The organism is Leifsonia naganoensis, assembly GCF_013410615.1.
GTDB lineage: Bacteria > Actinomycetota > Actinomycetes > Actinomycetales > Microbacteriaceae > Leifsonia > Leifsonia aquatica.
On the sequence record NZ_JACCHJ010000001.1, the window covers coordinates 1,703,263 to 1,721,213 of the forward strand.

Sequence of the window (17,951 nt, forward strand, 5' to 3'; positions counted from 1 at the left end):
AGGAATCATACCGAGGGATGACACGATCCCGACCGCGGGTGGATGCCCCGCCGCCCGCGCCCGGCTTGACTGGATTCATCGGCCGGACGGGGGTCCGGCCGCTTCAGGGGGAAGCAGGGAGAGAATCATGACGACACTGGACCACCGCCTCACGGCCACTTCGCCCGTCCCTCGGGTGAGCTCGCCGGGCCGCCGGGCACGAGGGGTGCTCGCGGCCGTGGCGGAGAACGCCTACCTCAGGCTGTTCGCGGTCCTCGTCGTCATCGCTGCCGGCGCGGCACTGCTCGCCGTCGGGATAGCCGTCGTGATCGATCTGATCGTGCCGCTGTTCTTCGGCGAGCAGCTCGCCGCGCTGGCCGCGCTCTTCCCGCGGATCGGCGGCTAGGGCTGGCCGCAGGCGGCCCGGCGTCCTAGGGTCGGCGCATGGGCCGCCTCCTCTACTCCGTGAGCGCCTCGCTCGACGGGTACACCGCGGACGCCGCCGGTTCCTTCGACTGGACGGCGCCCACCGACGACGTGCACGCCTTCATCAACGAGCGCGAGCGCACGGTCGGCACCTACCTCTTCGGGCGCCGCATGTACGAGACCATGCGCGCGTGGGACACCCTCCCGGGCCCCGGCGACCCGGCGGTGGTCGCCGGCTTCGCCGAGGTCTGGCGCGGCATCGACAAAATCGTGTACTCCTCCACTCTCGACACGGTCGACATGGAGCGCAGCCGCCTCGAGCGCTCCTTCGACCCCGACATCGTGCGGGCGCTGGTCGAGGGATCCGATCGGGACGTGTCCATCGGCGGCCCGACGCTCGCGGCGGCCGCCTTCCGTGCCGGGCTGATCGACGAGTTCTCGCTGTTCGTCGTGCCGGTCACCGTCGGTGGCGGCACCCCCGCCCTCCCGCGTGCCCTGTCACTCCACCTCGAACTCCTCGACGAGCGGGCCTTCTCGGGCGGGACCGTGCTGCTGCGCTACCGCGTCAACCGATCCGCAAGGTGACGCTCGGGAGGCCGAGGCCGCGCCGCAGCTCATCCAGCGTCACTCCGTGCTCGCCGAGCACGGCCAGCGGGTAGAAGAAGGAGTCGAGCCCGTGCGGACCTCCCGCACCCAGGGCTCCGTCGCGCTCGAACGGCAGCGGATCGCCCGCGGTGCGGGTGACCAGGTCGCCGTCGTCGCCGAGCTCCACCGACACGGTGCGGACCGGCATCCCGCCCTCCAGGTACGCCCAGCTCATCGCCGGCAGCCGCACGTCGATCATCGCGCGGTAGACGTCGCGCCGCTCGCTCAGCTCGGCCGCCACGACGCCGACCGTCTCGCTGGCCCCGTGCAGCAGCATCCACCCGTTCATCGGCGCCGTGAGCACGAGGATCGCGCCACCCTCGCCGACATGCGGGTTCTCGCCCCACGCGAACCGCTCGTCGACGATCTCGGCCGTGAGCTCCGCCGCGATCGCCCGTGCCGGAGCCTGGGGCAGGAAGACCCAGCTGCCGGTCCCGAACAGCTCGAACAGCTCCTCGCTCGACGCCGGGATGCCTTCGGTCACGTCCCGAGTCTACGAGCGGGCGGGCGTGTGAACACTGCGTGAACGATCGTTTCATCACACAGATTTCTATGAACGAAACGTTCATGGACGCCTATGCTGCTGAACGTGACCGACGGAACCACCTCCATCCTGCCCCTGCTCGTCCTCGACTTCGACGGGACGGTGTGCGTCGGCGACGCCCCCGTGTGGGCGTACGCCGAGGCGGTCATCGCGGGCATCCTCGACCGGGACGACATCGCCGGCCGAGAGCTCGACGCCGGACTGCGCGCCCGTCTCGGGGCGTTCCTCGACGGCGAGCCGGGGTCGCCCGCATACGCCGACGGCTATGCCGCGGTCGCCGAGCTCGCCGCCGGCCACGCCGACGAGGAGCTTCTGCAGCGCGCCTACCAGCGCAGCCGGCGCGAGCTGGCCGGCGGCCGCCTGGACGTCTCCGCTCCGGAGGGCCTCGCCGACTTCCTCGAGGGGCTCGCCGGCACGGCCGAGCGGGTGCTGGTGACGAACGCCCCGCTCGACGGTGTGACCGAGACGCTGGAGGCCCTCGGCCTCGCCGGGTCGATCGATCGCGTCCACGCCGAGGCCCGCAAGCCCGCCGGCTGGGCGGATCTCCTCCCGCGGTTGCTCGACGGCCGCGATCCGCGCACCCTGCTCTCGGTCGGCGACATCTGGGGCAACGACCTCGCCGAACCCCTCGCGGCGGGATGCGCGACCGCGCTCATCGACCGGTTCGGGCACCGCGCCGGGCCCGCCCACCTGGTCGCGCCGACGTTCCCGGAGCTCTACCCGGGCATCGCCGCCTGGGCTGAGGACCCGATCGCGTTCGCACTCGCACACCCCGTCGACCGCATGACCCCCTCCCACATCCCCTCCGCCTGACGACTTCTCCACCGATCCATCGCACCGCACCGTTCGAACCGACCACCCGCACAGAATGGGAACCGCAATGAAACTCCGCACGACCGCCGCCGCGAGCGCCACCGGCCTCGCGCTCCTCACCGTCCTGGCCCTCAGCGGCTGCGGCGTGAGCCAGCAGACCGCCGCCGCGGGCGGCACCAGCACCCCGGCCTCCGTCTGCTCCGGCAGCTCGGACGACAAGGCGGCCGACCCCACGCAGCTCACGCTCGCGCTCGTCCCGTCGGGCGACGCCAGCAAGCTCGTCGAGACGGTCAAGCCCCTGGAGGACGCCCTCACCCAGCGCCTCGGCATCCCCGTCAAGGGCGTCATCACGCAGGACTACCAGGCGGCCGTCGAGGCCATCGGCAGCAACCAGGCCCAGATCGGCATGCTCCCGAGCCTGCAGATGAGCCAGGCGTGCGACAAGTACGGCGCGGTCCCCGCCCTGCAGACGCAGCGCAACGGCAAGAGCACCTACGCGGCGCAGTTCTTCACCAACGAGCCCGACAAGTACTGCTCCGACAAGCCCGTCGCGGGCGCCAACGGGATGCTCTACTGCAACGGCACCGAGAAGGGCACCGGCCCCGCCGGGCTCGACAGCATCACCAAGATCAAGGGAGCGACCGTCTCGCTGCTCCAGGCGGCCTCCCCGGCCGGGTACATCTTCCCGGTCGCGGCGATGAAGAAGGCCGGTCTCGACGTCGACAAGGACATCAAGACCGTCCAGGTCACGGCCAACGACGCCAGCGTGCTCGCCGTCTACAACGGCGACGCCGAGGTCGGCACCAGCTACTGGGACGCCCGGAGCGTCGTCGCGAAGGACACCCCCGACGTCGGCCAGAAAGTCGTCGTCTTCGCCCTGACCGACGAGATCCCGAACGACGGCGTCTCGATCACCGGCAAGATCAGCGCCAAGTGGCAGACCAAGATCGCCGACGCGATGAAGGACTACGCCGGCACCGAGGAGGGCGTGAAGGCGCTCACCGCGATCTACCAGATCACCGGCCTCGTCGACGCCGACCCGTCCAGCCTCAAGAAGACCCAGGAGGCCGCGGCCAGCATCGGCCTCGGCTGACGACCGCGTTCGACCCCGCCGGCGCCTCTCGCCGGCGGGGTCTTCCGCACGACGCACGAAACACGAGCAGGAGAAGAGGGAGAGACGTGACCACATCCACCGCCGCATCCACCGGCGCCGGCGTCCGGTTCGAGAACGTCGGGGTCACCTACCCCAACGGCTACGTGGGGCTGCGCGACGTGAGCCTCGACATCGCCCCCGGCGAGATGGCCGCGGTCGTCGGCCTCTCGGGGGCGGGCAAGTCGACGCTCATCCGCACGATCAACGGCCTCGTGCCCATCACCTCCGGGGAGATCACCGTCGGCGACGCTCGCCTGCGCGGGCTCGGCGGCCGCAAGCTGCGCGCCCTGCGCAGCGACGTCGGGATGGTCTTCCAGAGCTTCAACCTGGCCAAACGCACGACCGTGCTCAACAACGTGCTGATGGGCCGGCTCTACCACACGTCCGCCTGGCGCGCCCTGCTCGGCGCGTGGGCGAAGGACGACGTCGAGCTCGCGATGCAGGCCCTCGAGCGCGTGGAGATCGTGCCCAAGGCGTACTCCAGCGCGTCCGAGCTGTCCGGCGGTCAGCAGCAACGCGTCGCCATCGCGCGCACGCTCGCCCAGCGACCGAAGGTCATCCTCGCCGACGAGCCGGTGGCCTCCCTCGACCCGCCCACCTCGCACGTCGTGATGCGCGATCTGCAGCGCATCAACGCCGAGCTGGGCATCACGGTCGTGGTCAACCTCCACTTCCTCGACCTCGCCCGGCGCTACGGCTCCCGCCTGATCGGCCTCCGGAGCGGCGAGATCGTCTTCGACGGCACCGGCGCCGATGCCGACGAGGGCGTGTTCGAGTCGATCTACGGCCGCTCGCTCACCGCCGACGATGTGCTCGACGCCCCCACGGTGCAGCTGTGACGACGGCACCCGGTTCGCTGCGCCCCGCGCGGCCGCGCACCGGCTGGAAGGCGCTGATCGCCGTCGTCGTCATCGCGGGCATCACCGTGTGGTCGGCGTTCGCCGTGCAGGTCGACGTCGGGGCGCTGTTCGCCAACGCGCAGAACGCCTCGAACACGTTCATCCAGCTCTTCCAGCCCGACTACTCCTTCTTCCCGGAGACCCTGCCCGCCCTCCTCCAGACCATCCAGATGGCGGTCATCGCGACCGCCGTCAGCGTGGTGATCGCCCTGCCGCTCTCGTTCCTCGCGTCGCGCGCGACGAACCCCAACGGGCCGGTGCTCGGCGTCGTGCGCTTCGTGATGAACATCGTGCGCAGCGTGCCCGACCTCCTTTACGCGTCCCTGTTCGTCACCGTCGTCGGCACGGGCGCGCTCTCCGGCATCCTCGCCCTCGTGCTGTTCAACGTGGGCATCCTGGTGAAGCTCGTGTCGGAGGCCCTCGACGGCCTCGACCGCGGCGGCCAGGAGGCGGCGCTCGCGTCCGGCGCCACCTGGTTCCGCGCCAACCGGGCCGCGATGGTCCCGGAGGTCGCACCCACCTACCTCTCGCAGACGATCTACGTGCTGGAGCTGAACATCCGCGCGTCGACCGTCATCGGTCTCGTGGGCGCCGGCGGTCTCGGCATGCTCATCGACAAGGTGCGGACCTTCTACCAGTACCACTACCTGAGCATGATCATCCTGGAGGTCCTGGTGCTCGTCGTGCTGCTCGAGCTGCTCAGCTCCTTCGCCCGCCGGAGGCTGCTCCGATGACCGCGATCACCGACACCGGCTCCGCCTCCGGCGCCGCTCCCCGCACTGCGCCGGACGCGCCCCGCCGCCCCGGGCAGGAGCGCCCGAAGCGTCCCCTGCGCGTCGGTCGCGCGATCGTGTGGGTCGTCATCACCGTGGTCGTCGTGGCCGCCTTCTGGGGCGTCGACATCTCGTGGGACGCCCTCCTCCAGCTGCCGCAGAAGCTCGCCCACTACCTCGGGCTGATGTTCCTGCCGCCGGCGTGGTCCAAGCTGCCCGACGCCCTCTCCGCCACCATGCTCTCCGTCGCCATGGCGTGGTTCGGTACCGTGCTCGGCGTGATCGTCTCGTTCCCGCTCAGCCTGCTCGCGACCCGCGGGCTCACGCCCGCCTTCGTGCGCTGGCCGCTGCGCGCGGTGTTCGCCGTGCTCCGGGCCGTGCCGGAGGTCGTCATCGCGGTGCTCATGCTCTCCGTGACCGGCCTGACCGCCTACACCGGCGCCCTGGCCATCGCGATCGGCTCCATCGGAACGCTCGGCAAGTGGGGCTACGAGAGCTTCGAGTCGGTCGACCGCGGCCCCATCGAGGCCGCCACCGCGGCCGGCGCCTCCCGGGTGCGCATCATGCGCTGGGGCGTCTGGCCGAGCGCCAAGCCCGATGTGCTCGCGTTCTGGCTCTACCGCTTCGAGATCAACGTGCGCGCGTCCGCCATCCTGGGCCTGATCGGCGCGGGCGGCATCGGCAAGATGCTGATCGACAACATCCAGTTCCGGGTGTGGGACGTCGTCGGCATCCTGATGCTCGTGGTCGTCGTGGTCACGATGATCATCGACCAGCTGTCGGGCATGGTGCGGCACCGCATCATCGCCGGCCGGTGGGAGCTCCCCGTGGTCTCCGCGCTGCGCCGCCGAGCCAGTAGGGTGACCTCGTGACCCTCGCCGAGACGCCCGCCGGCCTCCGCATCCTGCACCTGAGCGACACCCACCTCTTCAGCGACGGCAGCCTCCACTACGGCCGCGTGGACACCCTCGCGGCTCTGGACCGGACGCTCGCGCGGGCCGCCGCGCTCGACGCGATCGACCTCGTCGTCGCGAGCGGGGATCTCTCCGACGACGGAGGCGACGAGAGCTACCGGCTGCTCGCCTCGCGACTCGCTCCCTTCGCCGACGACCGTGGTGCCGATGTCGTGTACGCCATGGGCAACCACGACCTCCGGAGCGGCTTCGAGACCGTGCTCGGCGCGCGCGAGACGGTCACCCTCCGGGGCGGATTCCGCGTCGTGACGCTTGACACCTCGGTGCCCGGAGCCGGCTACGGCGCCCTCGACGCCGAGCAGCTCGATCGCCTCGCCGGGATCCTGGCCGTCCCCGCTCCGCACGGCACCGTCGTCGTCCTGCACCACCCGCCCGTGCCCGCAGCGAGCGCCCTGCTCGCCGCGCTCGAGCTGACCAACCCGGAGGCCCTGCTCGACGTGTGCGCCGCCGGCGACGTGCGTCTCATCCTCGGCGGGCACTACCACCACGCCCTCGCGGCCGAGGCACGCGGCATCCCCGTCGTCGTCGCTCCCGGTGTCGCGAACAGCTCCGACCCGATCGCCGCCGCCGGAACCGAGAGAGCGGTCATCGGTTCGGGCTTCGCCGTCGTCGATCTGCCGGTCGAGGGCGAGCCCCGCGCCGTCTTCCTCCCCGCTCCCGGGCCGGAGGACGGCGTGGAGATCTTCGATCTCGACGCCGCAGAGGTCGCGCGGATCGCCGTTGCCGCCGGGAGCGGCGCATGAGCGAACCGACGACACCCGAACCGTCGCGCCCGGCCGAGCAGCGGCCCGGCGCCGTCATCGCGACGATCCGCAGCCTCCTGCCGTCCCTGCTGCCGACCGAGCGCGCCGTCGCGGCCGTGCTGCTCGAGCGCTCCGCCGAGATCGTCGAGCTCAGCTCCCAGCAGGTCGCCGACCTCTCCGGCGCCTCGCGCGCCACCGTCGTGCGCACCTGCCAGAGCCTCGGCTTCACCGGCTACCAGCAGTTGCGCGTGCTGCTCGCCCGGGATGCCGCCGCCCTGCCCGCGTCGGCCGCCACTTCCCCCACCGGAGCCGCCGGCATCGTCGCGCACACCTTCACCCAGCTGGCCGACCGCGTCTCCGACATGCTCGCCCTCCTCGACCCCGAATCGATCGAGCAGGCCGTCACCCTGCTCGCGGGCGCCCGCCGCGTCGTGGTCGTCGGCAACGGCCTCTCGGCCCCGCTCGCCTGGGATGCCGCCGCCCGCCTGACCAGCATCGGCCGCGCCGCCGAGGCCCAGTCCGACGTCATCGGCCAGCAGATCACGGCCCGCCTGCTCCAGCCGGGCGACCTGCTGCTCGTCATCAGCGGCAGCGGCTCCAACGCCGTCACTCTGCGCACCGTCGCCGCCGCGAACGCCGCCGGCGCCGACGTCATCGCCGTCACCGCCTTCGGCCGCAGCCCGATCGCCCTGGCCGCCACCCTGGCCCTCGTCGTCACCATGCCCGACCTGACGTTCCGCGACGAGATCACTCTCGCCTCGCGCCTCCCCCAGGCCATCCTCATCGAGGGCCTCGTCGCCGCCACCACGGACCGCCTCGGCGACGCCGCCCTCCACGCCAAGAGCCTCGCCCTCGACGCGATCAGCACCAACCTGGCGGAGTAGCGGCGCGGGCCTCGGCCTCCGACACGCCGCAGCGAGATACAAGAAGGGCCGGTCTGACGTTTCCGTCGTACCGGCCCTTCGTTCGTGCGCGAGGGGGGACTTGAACCCCCACGCCCTTTCGAGCACTGGCACCTGAAGCCAGCGCGTCTGCCAATTCCGCCACTCGCGCGAACCAAGGAAGACTAACACGGCAGCCGTCCCGACCACGAATCCGGGGCGCTCCGCCGGCGGGTGCACCGTGGCCGAAGGGCTCGCGCGCCTGCATCTCGGGGTGTATCTTCACCGGACGGTCAGGCGCCGGGAGGCCTCTTCGCAAGGGTTCCGACTAACATGCATGTAGCTGGCGAGCCGGGAGCGGGAGACTGTGGGCATACTGGACAACTTCGAGCGGGGGCTCGAGCGCGCTGTCAATGGCGCGTTCGCGAAGACCTTCCGTTCCGGTCTGCAGCCGGTCGAACTCACGAGCGCGCTGCGCAAGGAGCTCGACACGAAGGCCGCCGTCGTGGCCCGTGACCGGGTGCTCGCGCCCAACCGTTTCGTGCTGCGGATGTCGCCCGCCGACTATCAGCGCATGCATTCCATGGGCGCCGCGCTGACGGACGAGCTCATCAGCTTCGTGCAGAAGCACGCGACGACCCAGCACTACCAGTTCGCCGGCGGCATCTCGATCGAGTTGGCGCAGGACACGGACATCTCGGTGGGGATGCTGCAGGTCGACTCCGAGAACGTGAAGGGCGACGTCGCCTGGACCCCGGTGCTCGACATCAACGGCACCCACTACCCGATCACGCGCGCCCGCACGGTCGTCGGCCGCGGTGGCGACGCCGACATCACCGTCGACGACACGGGCATCTCGCGCCGCCACGTGATGATCACCTGGGACGGTCACCGCGCCCAGGTCGAGGACCTCGGCTCGACGAACGGCTCCAAGCTCAACGGCGAGCCCGTGCGCAAGGGCATCCTCGAGCCGGAGTCGGTCGTGACCATCGGCCGCACCCGCATCGTGTTCCGCGTGCTGCCGCAGGCCGCGCCGAGCCGACCGCAGGCGCCCGTCGACGACGCGACCCGCCGCCACGACGCCGGCAACTTCTGGAGCACCTCGTGAACCCGAGCGAGCTGACGCTGCTGGTCCTGCGGTTCGGCTTCCTGCTGCTGCTCTGGCTGTTCGTCTTCGGCATCGTCTACGCGCTGCGCACCGACCTGTTCGGGCAACGCGTCCGCAAGCTCCCCGAGGCCCAGGCGGCGGCGGCGCCCCTCTCGCCGTTCCCGGCCTCCGCCGCGCCCGCTCCCCCGGTAGGTGCAGCCGCCGCGGCCGCCGTCACCGAGCCGGTGCAGCGCCACGCCCCCGTCTCCAGCCTCCCCTCCGGTGCGAACACCGTCACCGGGGGCACGAAGGCCAGCGTGCAGACCGCGCACCGTCTCGTCATCACGTCCGGCCCGCGCGCCGGCACCGAGCTCTCCCTCGGCCGCGACCCCATCACGATCGGCCGCTCCAGCGAGTCCGGACTGGTCATCCGCGACGACTACACCTCCACCCACCACGCCCGGCTGCTCCTCTGGAACGACGAGTGGATGATCCAGGATCTGGACTCCACCAACGGCACGTTCCTCGACGGCCGCCGGGTCACCGTCCCGACCCAGGTCCCGCTCGACACCCCGATCAAGATCGGGACGACCACCTTCGAGCTGCGACGGTAGCCGTGGCGAACTCCAACCGAGCGGCGGCGCTCTCGCACGTCGGCAAGATCCGATCGAACAACCAGGACTCCGGCTACGCGGGTCACGGGCTGTTCGTCGTCGCCGACGGGATGGGCGGCCACGCGGGAGGGGACGTCGCCAGCGCCATCGCGGTCAACCGCATCCGCGAGGCGGACACCGAGTACGCATCGGCGACGGAAGCCGAGTTCGCGCTGCAGTCCGCGCTGATCGCCGCGAACTCGCTGCTCGCCGAGACCGTGTTCGAGCACCCCGAGCTCACCGGGATGGGCACCACGGTCAGCGCGATGATCCGCGTCGGCGACCAGATCGCGCTCGCCCACATCGGCGACTCCCGCATCTACCTCTATCGCGACGGCGAGCTCAAGCAGGTCTCGACCGACCACACCTTCGTGCAGCGGCTCGTCGACAGCGGCCGCATCACCGAGGAGGAGGCGATGGTCCACCCGCGCCGCTCCGTGCTGATGCGCGTGCTGGGCGACGTGGACGCCTCCCCCGAGATCGACACCTGGGTGCTCGACACCAAGCCGGGCGACCGCTGGCTGATCTGCTCCGACGGCCTCAGCGGAGTGGTCAAGAACGACGAGCTCCAGGCCGCGCTGGCGACGCGCGACGCGCCGAAGCAGGTCGCGGAGAAGCTCCTCAAGCAGAGCCTCGACGCCGGTGCCCCCGACAACGTGACCGTGGTCATCCTCGACATCGCGGACGTCATACCCGGCGACGTCGTGAAGGACCCGGTGACGGTCGGCTCGGCCGCCGCCCCGCTCCAGTTCGGCGAGCCCAAGCCCGCGACCCGGGCGTCGCGGCTGCCGACCCTGCGCCTGCACCCCGTGCGCCCGTCGTCCGGTCCCACCCACTTCGAGCCGCAGTCGGAGGACTACCTCGACGAGCTCATCGAGGAGGATGCCCGCCGCGCCCGCCGCCGCCGCGTCACGTGGATGGTGGGCCTCGTCGTCCTCGTCCTGGCGATCGTCGCAGCGGCTTTCATCGGCTACCAGTGGACGCAGTCGCGCTACTTCGTCGGGGCGTCCTCCGCCGGCAAGGTCGCCATCTTCCAGGGCGTCCAGCAGGACCTCGGCCCCATCAGCCTCTCGCACGTCTACGAGGAGACTCCCGTCGTCGTGAACGACCTCCCGGCCTACGACAAGCAGCTGGTGAAGCAGACCATCAACGCGGACGACCTCACGGCGGCCCGATCGATCGTGGAGCAGTTGAGCGATGCCGTCAAACAGTAGCGTCGCGGAGTCCCGCTCCACCGCCAGAGCCACGGCGAAGGCCGCCACCGGGCCGGTCAAGCGGCTGCGCCTGCCCGCCAAGCTCCGCAACCTCGAGCTCTTCCTGCTCCTCATCGCCTGCGCGATCAACGCGGCCGCGGTCGTGCTCGTGCAGCTCGGAGCGATCGGCCACGTCGACCTCACCCTGGTCTACCTCGGCGCCGGGCTCTCGGCGCTGGTGATCGGGATGCACATCGCCCTCCGCTTCGTGGCGCCGCAGGCCGACCCGTTCCTCCTGCCGATCGCCACGGTGCTCACCGGCATCGGCATCGCCGAGATCTACCGCATCGACATCCACTACGGCGATGCCGGCTGGGACAGCGCGGGCGTCAAGCAGATCGCGTGGACGGCGATCGCGATCGTCTGCGCGCTCGCGGTCATCATCGTCATCCGCAACCACCGCGTGCTGCAGCGGTACACCTACATCTTCGGCTTCGCCGCCCTGATCCTCCTGCTGCTGCCGATGCTGCCCGGCATCGGCAAGGAGATCTATGGCGCGCGGGTCTGGATCGGGATCGGCCCGTTCAGCTTCCAGCCGGGTGAGATCGCCAAGCTGTGCCTCGCGATCTTCTTCGCCGGCTACCTCGTGCAGGCCCGCGACTCGCTCTCCATGGTCGGCAAGAAGATCCTCGGGATCCGCTTCCCGCGCGCCAGGGACCTCGGCCCCATCCTCATCGTCTGGCTGATGTCGATGGCCGTGATCGTGTTCCAGCGCGACCTCGGCACCGGTCTGCTCATCTTCGGCCTGTTCCTCGTGATGCTGTACGTCGCGACGGCGCGCATCAGCTGGGTCATCCTCGGCGTGCTCCTCATCGTCGGCGGTGCGATCGTCGCCAGCCAGGTGCTCGTCTATGTGCACGACCGGTTCGAGAACTGGCTCAACCCGTTCGCGCAGAAGGTCTACGACGCCGACGGCGGCAGCTTCCAGCTGGTGCAGGGGCTCTTCGGCCTGGCGCACGGCGGCCTCATCGGCACCGGACTCGGCCAGGGCCAGCCGTGGGTCACCCCGGTCTCGCAGAGCGACTACATCATCGCGAGCCTGGGCGAAGAGCTCGGCCTCGCCGGCCTGTTCGCGATCTTCGCCCTTTACCTCGTCTTCGTCGCCCGCGGCCTCCGCATCGGCTTCGCCGGCCAGGACGACTTCGGCAAGCTGCTCGCCGTGGGCCTCGCGTTCACGGTCGGCCTGCAGTGCTTCATCGTGATCGGCGGCGTCACCCGCGTCATCCCGCTGACCGGTCTGACCACGCCGTTCCTCGCCGCCGGCGGCTCGTCGCTGGTGGCCAACTGGATCATCGTCGCGCTGCTGCTACGCCTGTCGGACACGGTCCGCAATCAGCCCCGTCTGGTGGTGAGCTAGCCCATGAACCGCGAGATCAAGCGCGTCAGCACGATCGTCCTGGCGATGTTCGTCGCCCTGCTGGTGTCGACGTCGATCCTCACCGTCTTCCAGGCGGACTCGCTCTCGGCGGACGCGCGCAACACCCGTGCCCGCAACGACAGCTACGCCGCCCAGCGCGGCGCGATCCTGGTCGCCGGACAGCCCATCGCCCAGTCCGTCCCCTCCGACGACGTCTACAAGTGGCAGCGCGTCTACAGCAACGGCCCGCTCTACTCGGCCGTCACCGGCTTCTACCCGATAAACGGCGAGGCCACGGGGCTGGAGGGCGCGCTCGACCAGCAGCTCAGCGGCACCTCCAACTCGCAGTTCTTCGACCGCATCAACTCGATCCTCACGGGCAAGAACCCGCAGGGCGCGACGGTGGAGACGACCATCGACCCGGTCGCCCAGCAGGCCGCGTGGGACGCCCTCGGCGACTACCAGGGCGCCGTCGTGCTGCTGGAGCCCAAGACCGGCCGCATCCTCGCCATGGTGTCCAAGCCGAACTACGACCCCAATGTGCTCGCGTCCCACGACACGGCGGCCGTCAACGACACGTATCAGCAGCTGCTCGACGCGTCCGGCGATCCCCTGATCAACCGCACCATCGGCGGAAACCTGAACCCGCCCGGGTCCACCTTCAAGCCGGTCATGAGCGCGACCGCCTTCGGCACCGGCAAGTACACCAAGGACAGCCAGCTGCCCAACCCGTCGAGCCTCCAGCTCCCCGACTCCCCCACCGTGGTCAAGAACGACTCGCTGACCACGTGCGGCTCGGGCGACACCGTGTCGATCGCGACCGCGCAGATCCTCTCGTGCAACATCCCGTTCGCCGAGCTCGGGATGCAGCTGGACCCGCAGGTGATCAAGGACCAGGCCGACAAGTTCGGCTTCAACCAGGCCCTGAAGATCCCGATCCCGGTCGAGAAGAGCGTGTACCCGCTCTACGAGAACGACGCGTACCGCGCACTCGGCTCTTTCGGGCAGAAGGACGACAAGGCGTCGCCGCTGCAGATGGCGATGGTGTCGGCCGCGGTGGCGAACGGCGGCAAGCTGATGTACCCCAACCTGGTGGACTCCATCCGCTCGTCCGATCTGCAGACGATCGAGAGCTTCCAGGCGAAGCAGCTGTCGGAGCCGATGAGCCAGGAGAACGCCGACACGATCAAGCAGATGATGGTCGACGGCGTCAATGAAGGCGTGGCCAGCAATGCAAGAATAGGTGGGGTCCAGGTCGGCGGGAAGACGGGGACGGCGCAGAACGGCGACGATGAGCCGTACACGCTCTGGTTCACGGGTTTCGCGCCGGCGAACGATCCTCAGTTCGCTGTGGCAGTAGTCGTTGAAAATGGCGGTGGACGAGGTCAGAGCGGCACGGGTAACTCCATCGCCGCGCCGATCGCGAAGAAAGTACTAGAGGCGGTGCTGAATAAATGAGACCCACAGCAGGGCTCACCTTCGGAGGACGTTACGAGCTGCAGTCGCGCATAGCGATCGGCGGCATGGGCGAGGTGTGGCAGGCCACGGACCTCGTGATCGGCCGCACGGTCGCGATCAAGATCCTCAAGGACGAGTACCTCGGCGACCCCGGGTTCCTCGAGCGCTTCCGCGCCGAGGCCCGCCACGCCGCGCTCGTCAACCACGAGGGCATCGCGAACGTCTACGACTACGGCGAGGAGGAGGGCAGCGCCTTCCTCGTCATGGAGCTCGTCCCCGGCGAGGCGCTCTCGAGCATCCTCGAGCGGGAGCACGTGCTCAGCACCGACCGCACGCTCGACATCGTCGCGCAGACCGCCGCCGCCCTGCACGCCGCGCACGCGGCCGGTCTCGTGCACCGCGACATCAAGCCGGGCAACCTGCTGATCACGCCGGACGGCCGCGTGAAGATCACGGACTTCGGCATCGCCCGCATCGCCGACCAGGTGCCGCTGACCGCCACCGGCCAGGTCATGGGCACCGTGCAGTACCTCTCGCCGGAGCAGGCGTCGGGCCACCCCGCGTCGCCCACGACCGACATCTACTCGCTCGGCATCGTCGCATACGAGTGCCTCGCCGGACGCCGCCCCTTCACGGGCGAGTCGCAGGTCGCCATCGCGATGGCCCAGATCAACGAGGCCCCGCCCGAGCTCCCTGCCACGGTCGCCGAGCCCGTGCGCAACCTCGTCTTCGCCTGCATCGCCAAGAACCCGGCCGACCGTCCGGCGTCCGCGGCCCACCTTGCGCGTGCGGCTCAGGCACTGCGCCGCGGCGACGTCCGCGCCGCGGCCGCGTCGGTCCCGGCCATCCTCGGCGGTGCCGCCGCGACGGACGCCGCGACCATGCTCATGCCGTCTCCGGGAGGCTCGCCGACGCAGGCCACCACCGTGCTGCCGTCCGCGACCGCCGCCCAGGCTGCGGACGAGACGCCGGAGGAGCCGGTCGAGGAGAAGAAGCGCAGCCCGTGGACCTGGCCGCTCATCGCCCTGATCGCGCTGCTCGCGCTGGTGCTGATCGGCACCATCATCGCGCTGGTCGCTCAGCCGAGTGGCACCAAGCCGACGGCGACGACCACCACGAGCCAGACGCCGACGCCCAAGCCGACGACACCGACCCCGACTCCGACCGCCAACACCGCGCAGATCACCGAGAGCGAGTTCCTCGGCAAGACGGCCGATGAAGCGCGCCAGATGCTCCAGGGCCTCGGCATGGTCGCCGACGTGCAGACCGGCTCGCCGGCCACGTCGAAGGATGCGGTCAACACGGTCTACCGCGTGAACCCGACCGGTCCGGTCCCGAAGGGCTCGACCGTGACGGTCCAGGTCTACGGTGACGTCGCCGCCATCCCGACGCCCACCGACACCGTGTCTGCCAACCCGGCGTCGCCGCAGCAGCTGGCCGACCCGGCCACGCAGATCACCGTCACCTTCGGCTCGGCGGGCTGCCCGGCCGGTCAGAACCTGGTCGGCCGCGCGCTCTATGTGAACGGCGCCCAGCAGACTCCGACGTCCGGCAACACCACCGTGTGGGCTCCGACCGCAGCCGGCACGTACAAGCTCTCGTACACGATCTTCTGCGGCGAGTCCGTGGAGTCGGGCCAGTCACCCACGGTCGACTACGTGATCTCGTCGAGCACCCCGCCGGCGCAGGGCGGCACCGGAGGCGCGAGCGGAAACGGCTGACCCCGGTTCGTCCCACCCGGTACGCCTGGCCCCCGCACGAGGGAGATCTTCAGAAACAGCCCGATACACTATCCGACAGCCACCGCCCGAGAAGGAGTCCGCTTTGAGCCCAGATAGCCGCCTGCTCGCAGGCCGATATCAGCTGGGCGAGCTGGTGGGGCGCGGCGGCATGTCGGACGTGCACCGCGGAACCGACACACGGCTCGGCCGCACGGTCGCGATCAAGCTGCTGAAGCCTTCTCTGGCCACCGACCCGGCGTTCCGAACACGGTTCCGCCAGGAGGCCCAGGCGGCCGCGCGCATGGCGCACCCGACCATCGTCCGTGTGTTCGACGCGGGCGAAGAGACGGTGCGCGAGCCGAACGGCCACGAGGCGCAGCTGCCCTTCATCGTGATGGAGTTCGTCGACGGCATCCTGCTGAAGGACCTCATCAAGAAGGGACCGCTCGAGGTCTCGGAGGCCGTGCGGATCACCGAGGGCATCCTGACCGCCCTCGAGTACTCGCACCGCGCGGGCGTGGTGCACCGCGATATCAAGCCGGGCAACGTGATGATCACCAAGACCGGCCAGGTCAAGGTGATGGACTTCGGCATCGCCCGTGCGATCAGCGACTCCTCGGCGACCGTCGCGCAGACCACCGCCGTGCTCGGCACGGCCAGCTACTTCTCGCCCGAGCAGGCGAAGGGCGAGTCGGTCGACGCGCGCACCGACCTGTACTCGACCGGCGTCGTGCTGTTCGAAATGCTGGCTGGCCGCCCGCCCTTCCGCGGGGACACCCCGGTCGCGGTGGCCTATCAGCACGTGAGCGAGGCGGCCGTCGCGCCGAGCACGCTCAACCCCAAGGTGTCTCCGGCGATGGATGTCGTCGTCGCACGCGCACTGACCAAGGACCGGTTCGAGCGCTACCAGACCGTCGCCGAATTCCGCGCCGACCTCGAAGAGGCCGCCGCGGGCCGCGTCCCGGTCCACAAGGAGAGCGACGAGCTCTCCGAGACCCTGTTCGGCGCCCCGCCGAGCTCGGTCTCCGGCCCGGAGGCGGCGTTCCGCCAGCTCGCCGAGGACCAGACGATGACGCGCACGCAGCGCCGTCCCCCGGTCATCTGGATCTGGGCCGGCATCGCCGTCATGGCGGTGGTGATCGTCGCCGTGCTCGCGTGGGTGCTGCGGCTCGCCCCCACGACCACGATGCCCGAGACGTCGCGCACCGTGCCCACCATGGCCGGCCAGACGGTCGACGAGGCGACGGCGACCCTCGAGAAGATGAAGCTCAAGTGGACGCAGACCACCGAAACGAGCGCGACCTATCCCGAGGGCCAGATCATCCGCAGCGACCCCGGCGCTGGCATCGTCGTCGCGACGGGTGACACGATCAACCTCTACGTCTCGACCGGCAAGAAGACCGTCGCCGTCCCGGACGTCCACAACATGAATCTGGACGCGGCCAAGGCGGCGATCACGGCCGCCGGGCTCACCGTCGGCCCGGTCACGACCGAGAACTCCTCCTCCGTCGCCGCCAACATCGTGATCTCGACCGATCCCGATGCGACCGGCAAGGCGCACGAGGGCGACCCGATCTCGCTCACCGTGTCGAGCGGCAAGGTCACCCTCGCCGATCTGACGGGGCAGACGATCCAGGCGGCCACCGGCATCCTGTCGCAGCAGGGTCTCACCGCGAACCCGAAACCCGATCCCTCCTGCCCGCAGGACAGCGGAGCCCCGCTGGTGCACACGCAGTCCGTGGCGCCCGGCGACGTGCCGCAGGGATCGACGGTCGACCTGACCTACTGCTCGGGCTGATCAGCCCAGCTTGACGAGCGGGTTCAGCGCGCGCGACGCCTCGGCAGCGCCGGCGAGGCCGGCGACCTCGAGCCAGTTGCCCAGCATCCGGTAGCCGCCCTCGGTGAGCACGGACTCCGGGTGGAACTGCACGCCGTAGATCGGTGCGTCGCTGTGCTGCAGAGCCATGATCACGCCCCCGGGTGTGCGAGCCGTGACGACAAGGTCGTCCGGGAGGGTGCCGTCGACGACCGCCAGCGAGTGGTAGCGCGTCGCGGTGAAGGGCTGGGGCACGCCGTCGAAGAGCGTGCTGTCGTCGTGGCCGACCTGCGAGGTCTTGCCGTGCATCAGCTCTTCGGCGTTGGTGACCACGCCGCCGAACGCCTCCGCGATCGCCTGGTGCCCGAGGCACACGCCGAGCAGCGGCTGGCCGGTCGCGAGCGCCTGCTCGACCACCGGGATCGAGACACCGGCGTCGGCCGGCTTGCCCGGCCCGGGAGAGATCAGCACCGCGTCGAACTCGGCGAGACGGGCGGGGATGTCCTCTACCGCGATGTCGTCGTTGCGCACGACCTCCGTCTGCGCGCCGAGCTCCCGGAGGTAGCCGTTCAGCGTGTAGACGAAGCTGTCGTAGTTGTCGATGACGAGTACGCGGGTCACGGGCCCACGGTACCTTCCTGCGGACCCAAGAGCGAATCCACCCAGGGGAAGACCCAGGTCACGAGTGCGAACAGCACGACGGCCACGAGGACCAGCACGATGATGATGCGCACCCAGACCGGTCCGGGCAGGATGCGCCACAGCGCTGCGTACAT

At 70.3% G+C, this 17,951-nt stretch carries 19 protein-coding genes and 1 tRNA gene; 16 read left to right on the forward strand and 4 right to left on the reverse strand.

Annotated features, from left to right (window positions below; all coding sequences use genetic code 11):
• The first annotated feature begins 127 nt into the window (after positions 1–127).
• Positions 128–385, forward strand: coding sequence for a hypothetical protein (locus HNR14_RS08180; RefSeq protein ID WP_039924367.1), 258 nt, complete (start codon positions 128–130; stop codon positions 383–385).
• Between the two features lie 38 nt (positions 386–423).
• On the forward strand, positions 424–990 hold the full coding sequence (locus HNR14_RS08185) for a dihydrofolate reductase family protein (RefSeq protein WP_179700653.1): 567 nt from the start codon (positions 424–426) through the stop codon (positions 988–990).
• Here HNR14_RS08185 and HNR14_RS08190 read toward each other — a convergent pair.
• Positions 971–1,534, reverse strand: a complete 564-nt coding sequence (locus tag HNR14_RS08190) for a hypothetical protein (protein ID WP_179700654.1) — start codon at positions 1,532–1,534, stop codon at positions 971–973. The two genes, HNR14_RS08185 and HNR14_RS08190, sit on opposite strands and share 20 nt — an antisense overlap.
• A gap of 105 nt (positions 1,535–1,639) precedes the next feature.
• Here HNR14_RS08190 and HNR14_RS08195 point away from each other — a divergent pair, with 105 nt between their 5' ends.
• From HNR14_RS08195 to HNR14_RS08225, 7 genes are all read left to right on the forward strand, one after another.
• A complete protein-coding gene (locus HNR14_RS08195; RefSeq protein WP_179700655.1) occupies positions 1,640–2,407 on the forward strand; it encodes an HAD family hydrolase in 768 nt (255 codons plus the stop codon).
• A gap of 67 nt (positions 2,408–2,474) precedes the next feature.
• Positions 2,475–3,500: a phosphate/phosphite/phosphonate ABC transporter substrate-binding protein gene (gene phnD, locus HNR14_RS08200; protein WP_179700656.1), complete on the forward strand. Its 1,026-nt coding sequence runs from the start codon at positions 2,475–2,477 to the stop codon at positions 3,498–3,500.
• A gap of 86 nt (positions 3,501–3,586) precedes the next feature.
• On the forward strand, positions 3,587–4,399 hold the full coding sequence (phnC, locus tag HNR14_RS08205) for a phosphonate ABC transporter ATP-binding protein (RefSeq protein WP_179700657.1): 813 nt from the start codon (positions 3,587–3,589) through the stop codon (positions 4,397–4,399).
• A complete protein-coding gene (phnE, locus tag HNR14_RS08210) occupies positions 4,396–5,193 on the forward strand; it encodes a phosphonate ABC transporter, permease protein PhnE (protein ID WP_021763287.1) in 798 nt (265 codons plus the stop codon). Before phnC ends, phnE (HNR14_RS08210) begins: the two co-directional genes overlap by 4 nt.
• Positions 5,190–6,104, forward strand: coding sequence for a phosphonate ABC transporter, permease protein PhnE (phnE, locus tag HNR14_RS08215; protein ID WP_179700658.1), 915 nt, complete (start codon positions 5,190–5,192; stop codon positions 6,102–6,104). The genes phnE (HNR14_RS08210) and phnE (HNR14_RS08215) overlap by 4 nt, the downstream gene beginning before the upstream one ends.
• A complete protein-coding gene (locus HNR14_RS08220) occupies positions 6,101–6,949 on the forward strand; it encodes a metallophosphoesterase (RefSeq protein WP_179700659.1) in 849 nt (282 codons plus the stop codon). The genes phnE (HNR14_RS08215) and HNR14_RS08220 overlap by 4 nt, the downstream gene beginning before the upstream one ends.
• Positions 6,946–7,833, forward strand: coding sequence for a MurR/RpiR family transcriptional regulator (locus HNR14_RS08225; RefSeq protein ID WP_179700660.1), 888 nt, complete (start codon positions 6,946–6,948; stop codon positions 7,831–7,833). The genes HNR14_RS08220 and HNR14_RS08225 overlap by 4 nt, the downstream gene beginning before the upstream one ends.
• Before the next feature lie 85 nt (positions 7,834–7,918).
• On the opposite strand, the gene HNR14_RS08230 is transcribed toward HNR14_RS08225, so the two are convergent.
• Positions 7,919–8,002, reverse strand: a tRNA-Leu gene (locus tag HNR14_RS08230).
• 195 nt (positions 8,003–8,197) lie between these two features.
• Between HNR14_RS08230 and HNR14_RS08235 the strand changes: the two genes are divergently transcribed.
• From HNR14_RS08235 to pknB, 7 genes are all read left to right on the forward strand, one after another.
• On the forward strand, positions 8,198–8,938 hold the full coding sequence (locus HNR14_RS08235; RefSeq protein ID WP_021763000.1) for an FHA domain-containing protein: 741 nt from the start codon (positions 8,198–8,200) through the stop codon (positions 8,936–8,938).
• Complete coding sequence (locus HNR14_RS08240) at positions 8,935–9,531, forward strand: FHA domain-containing protein FhaB/FipA (protein ID WP_179700661.1); 597 nt, start codon at positions 8,935–8,937, stop codon at positions 9,529–9,531. Before HNR14_RS08235 ends, HNR14_RS08240 begins: the two co-directional genes overlap by 4 nt.
• 2 nt (positions 9,532–9,533) lie before the next feature.
• Positions 9,534–10,784: a Stp1/IreP family PP2C-type Ser/Thr phosphatase gene (locus tag HNR14_RS08245; protein ID WP_179700662.1), complete on the forward strand. Its 1,251-nt coding sequence runs from the start codon at positions 9,534–9,536 to the stop codon at positions 10,782–10,784.
• Positions 10,768–12,180 carry an FtsW/RodA/SpoVE family cell cycle protein gene (locus HNR14_RS08250; RefSeq protein ID WP_179700663.1) on the forward strand — a complete coding sequence of 471 codons (1,413 nt, stop codon included), beginning with the start codon at positions 10,768–10,770 and terminating at the stop codon, positions 12,178–12,180. Before HNR14_RS08245 ends, HNR14_RS08250 begins: the two co-directional genes overlap by 17 nt.
• Before the next feature lie 3 nt (positions 12,181–12,183).
• Positions 12,184–13,638 (forward strand): peptidoglycan D,D-transpeptidase FtsI family protein, encoded by a 1,455-nt coding sequence (locus tag HNR14_RS08255; protein WP_179700664.1) that lies wholly within the window; start codon positions 12,184–12,186, stop codon positions 13,636–13,638.
• A complete protein-coding gene (locus HNR14_RS08260; protein WP_179700665.1) occupies positions 13,635–15,359 on the forward strand; it encodes a serine/threonine-protein kinase in 1,725 nt (574 codons plus the stop codon). Before HNR14_RS08255 ends, HNR14_RS08260 begins: the two co-directional genes overlap by 4 nt.
• A gap of 103 nt (positions 15,360–15,462) precedes the next feature.
• Positions 15,463–17,157 (forward strand): Stk1 family PASTA domain-containing Ser/Thr kinase, encoded by a 1,695-nt coding sequence (gene pknB / locus HNR14_RS08265; RefSeq protein WP_155829042.1) that lies wholly within the window; start codon positions 15,463–15,465, stop codon positions 17,155–17,157.
• Here pknB and HNR14_RS08270 read toward each other — a convergent pair whose 3' ends face one another.
• On the reverse strand, positions 17,158–17,796 hold the full coding sequence (locus HNR14_RS08270) for an anthranilate synthase component II (protein WP_021763524.1): 639 nt from the start codon (positions 17,794–17,796) through the stop codon (positions 17,158–17,160).
• Complete coding sequence (locus tag HNR14_RS08275) at positions 17,793–17,951, reverse strand: hypothetical protein (RefSeq protein ID WP_179700666.1); 159 nt, start codon at positions 17,949–17,951, stop codon at positions 17,793–17,795. The genes HNR14_RS08270 and HNR14_RS08275 overlap by 4 nt, the downstream gene beginning before the upstream one ends.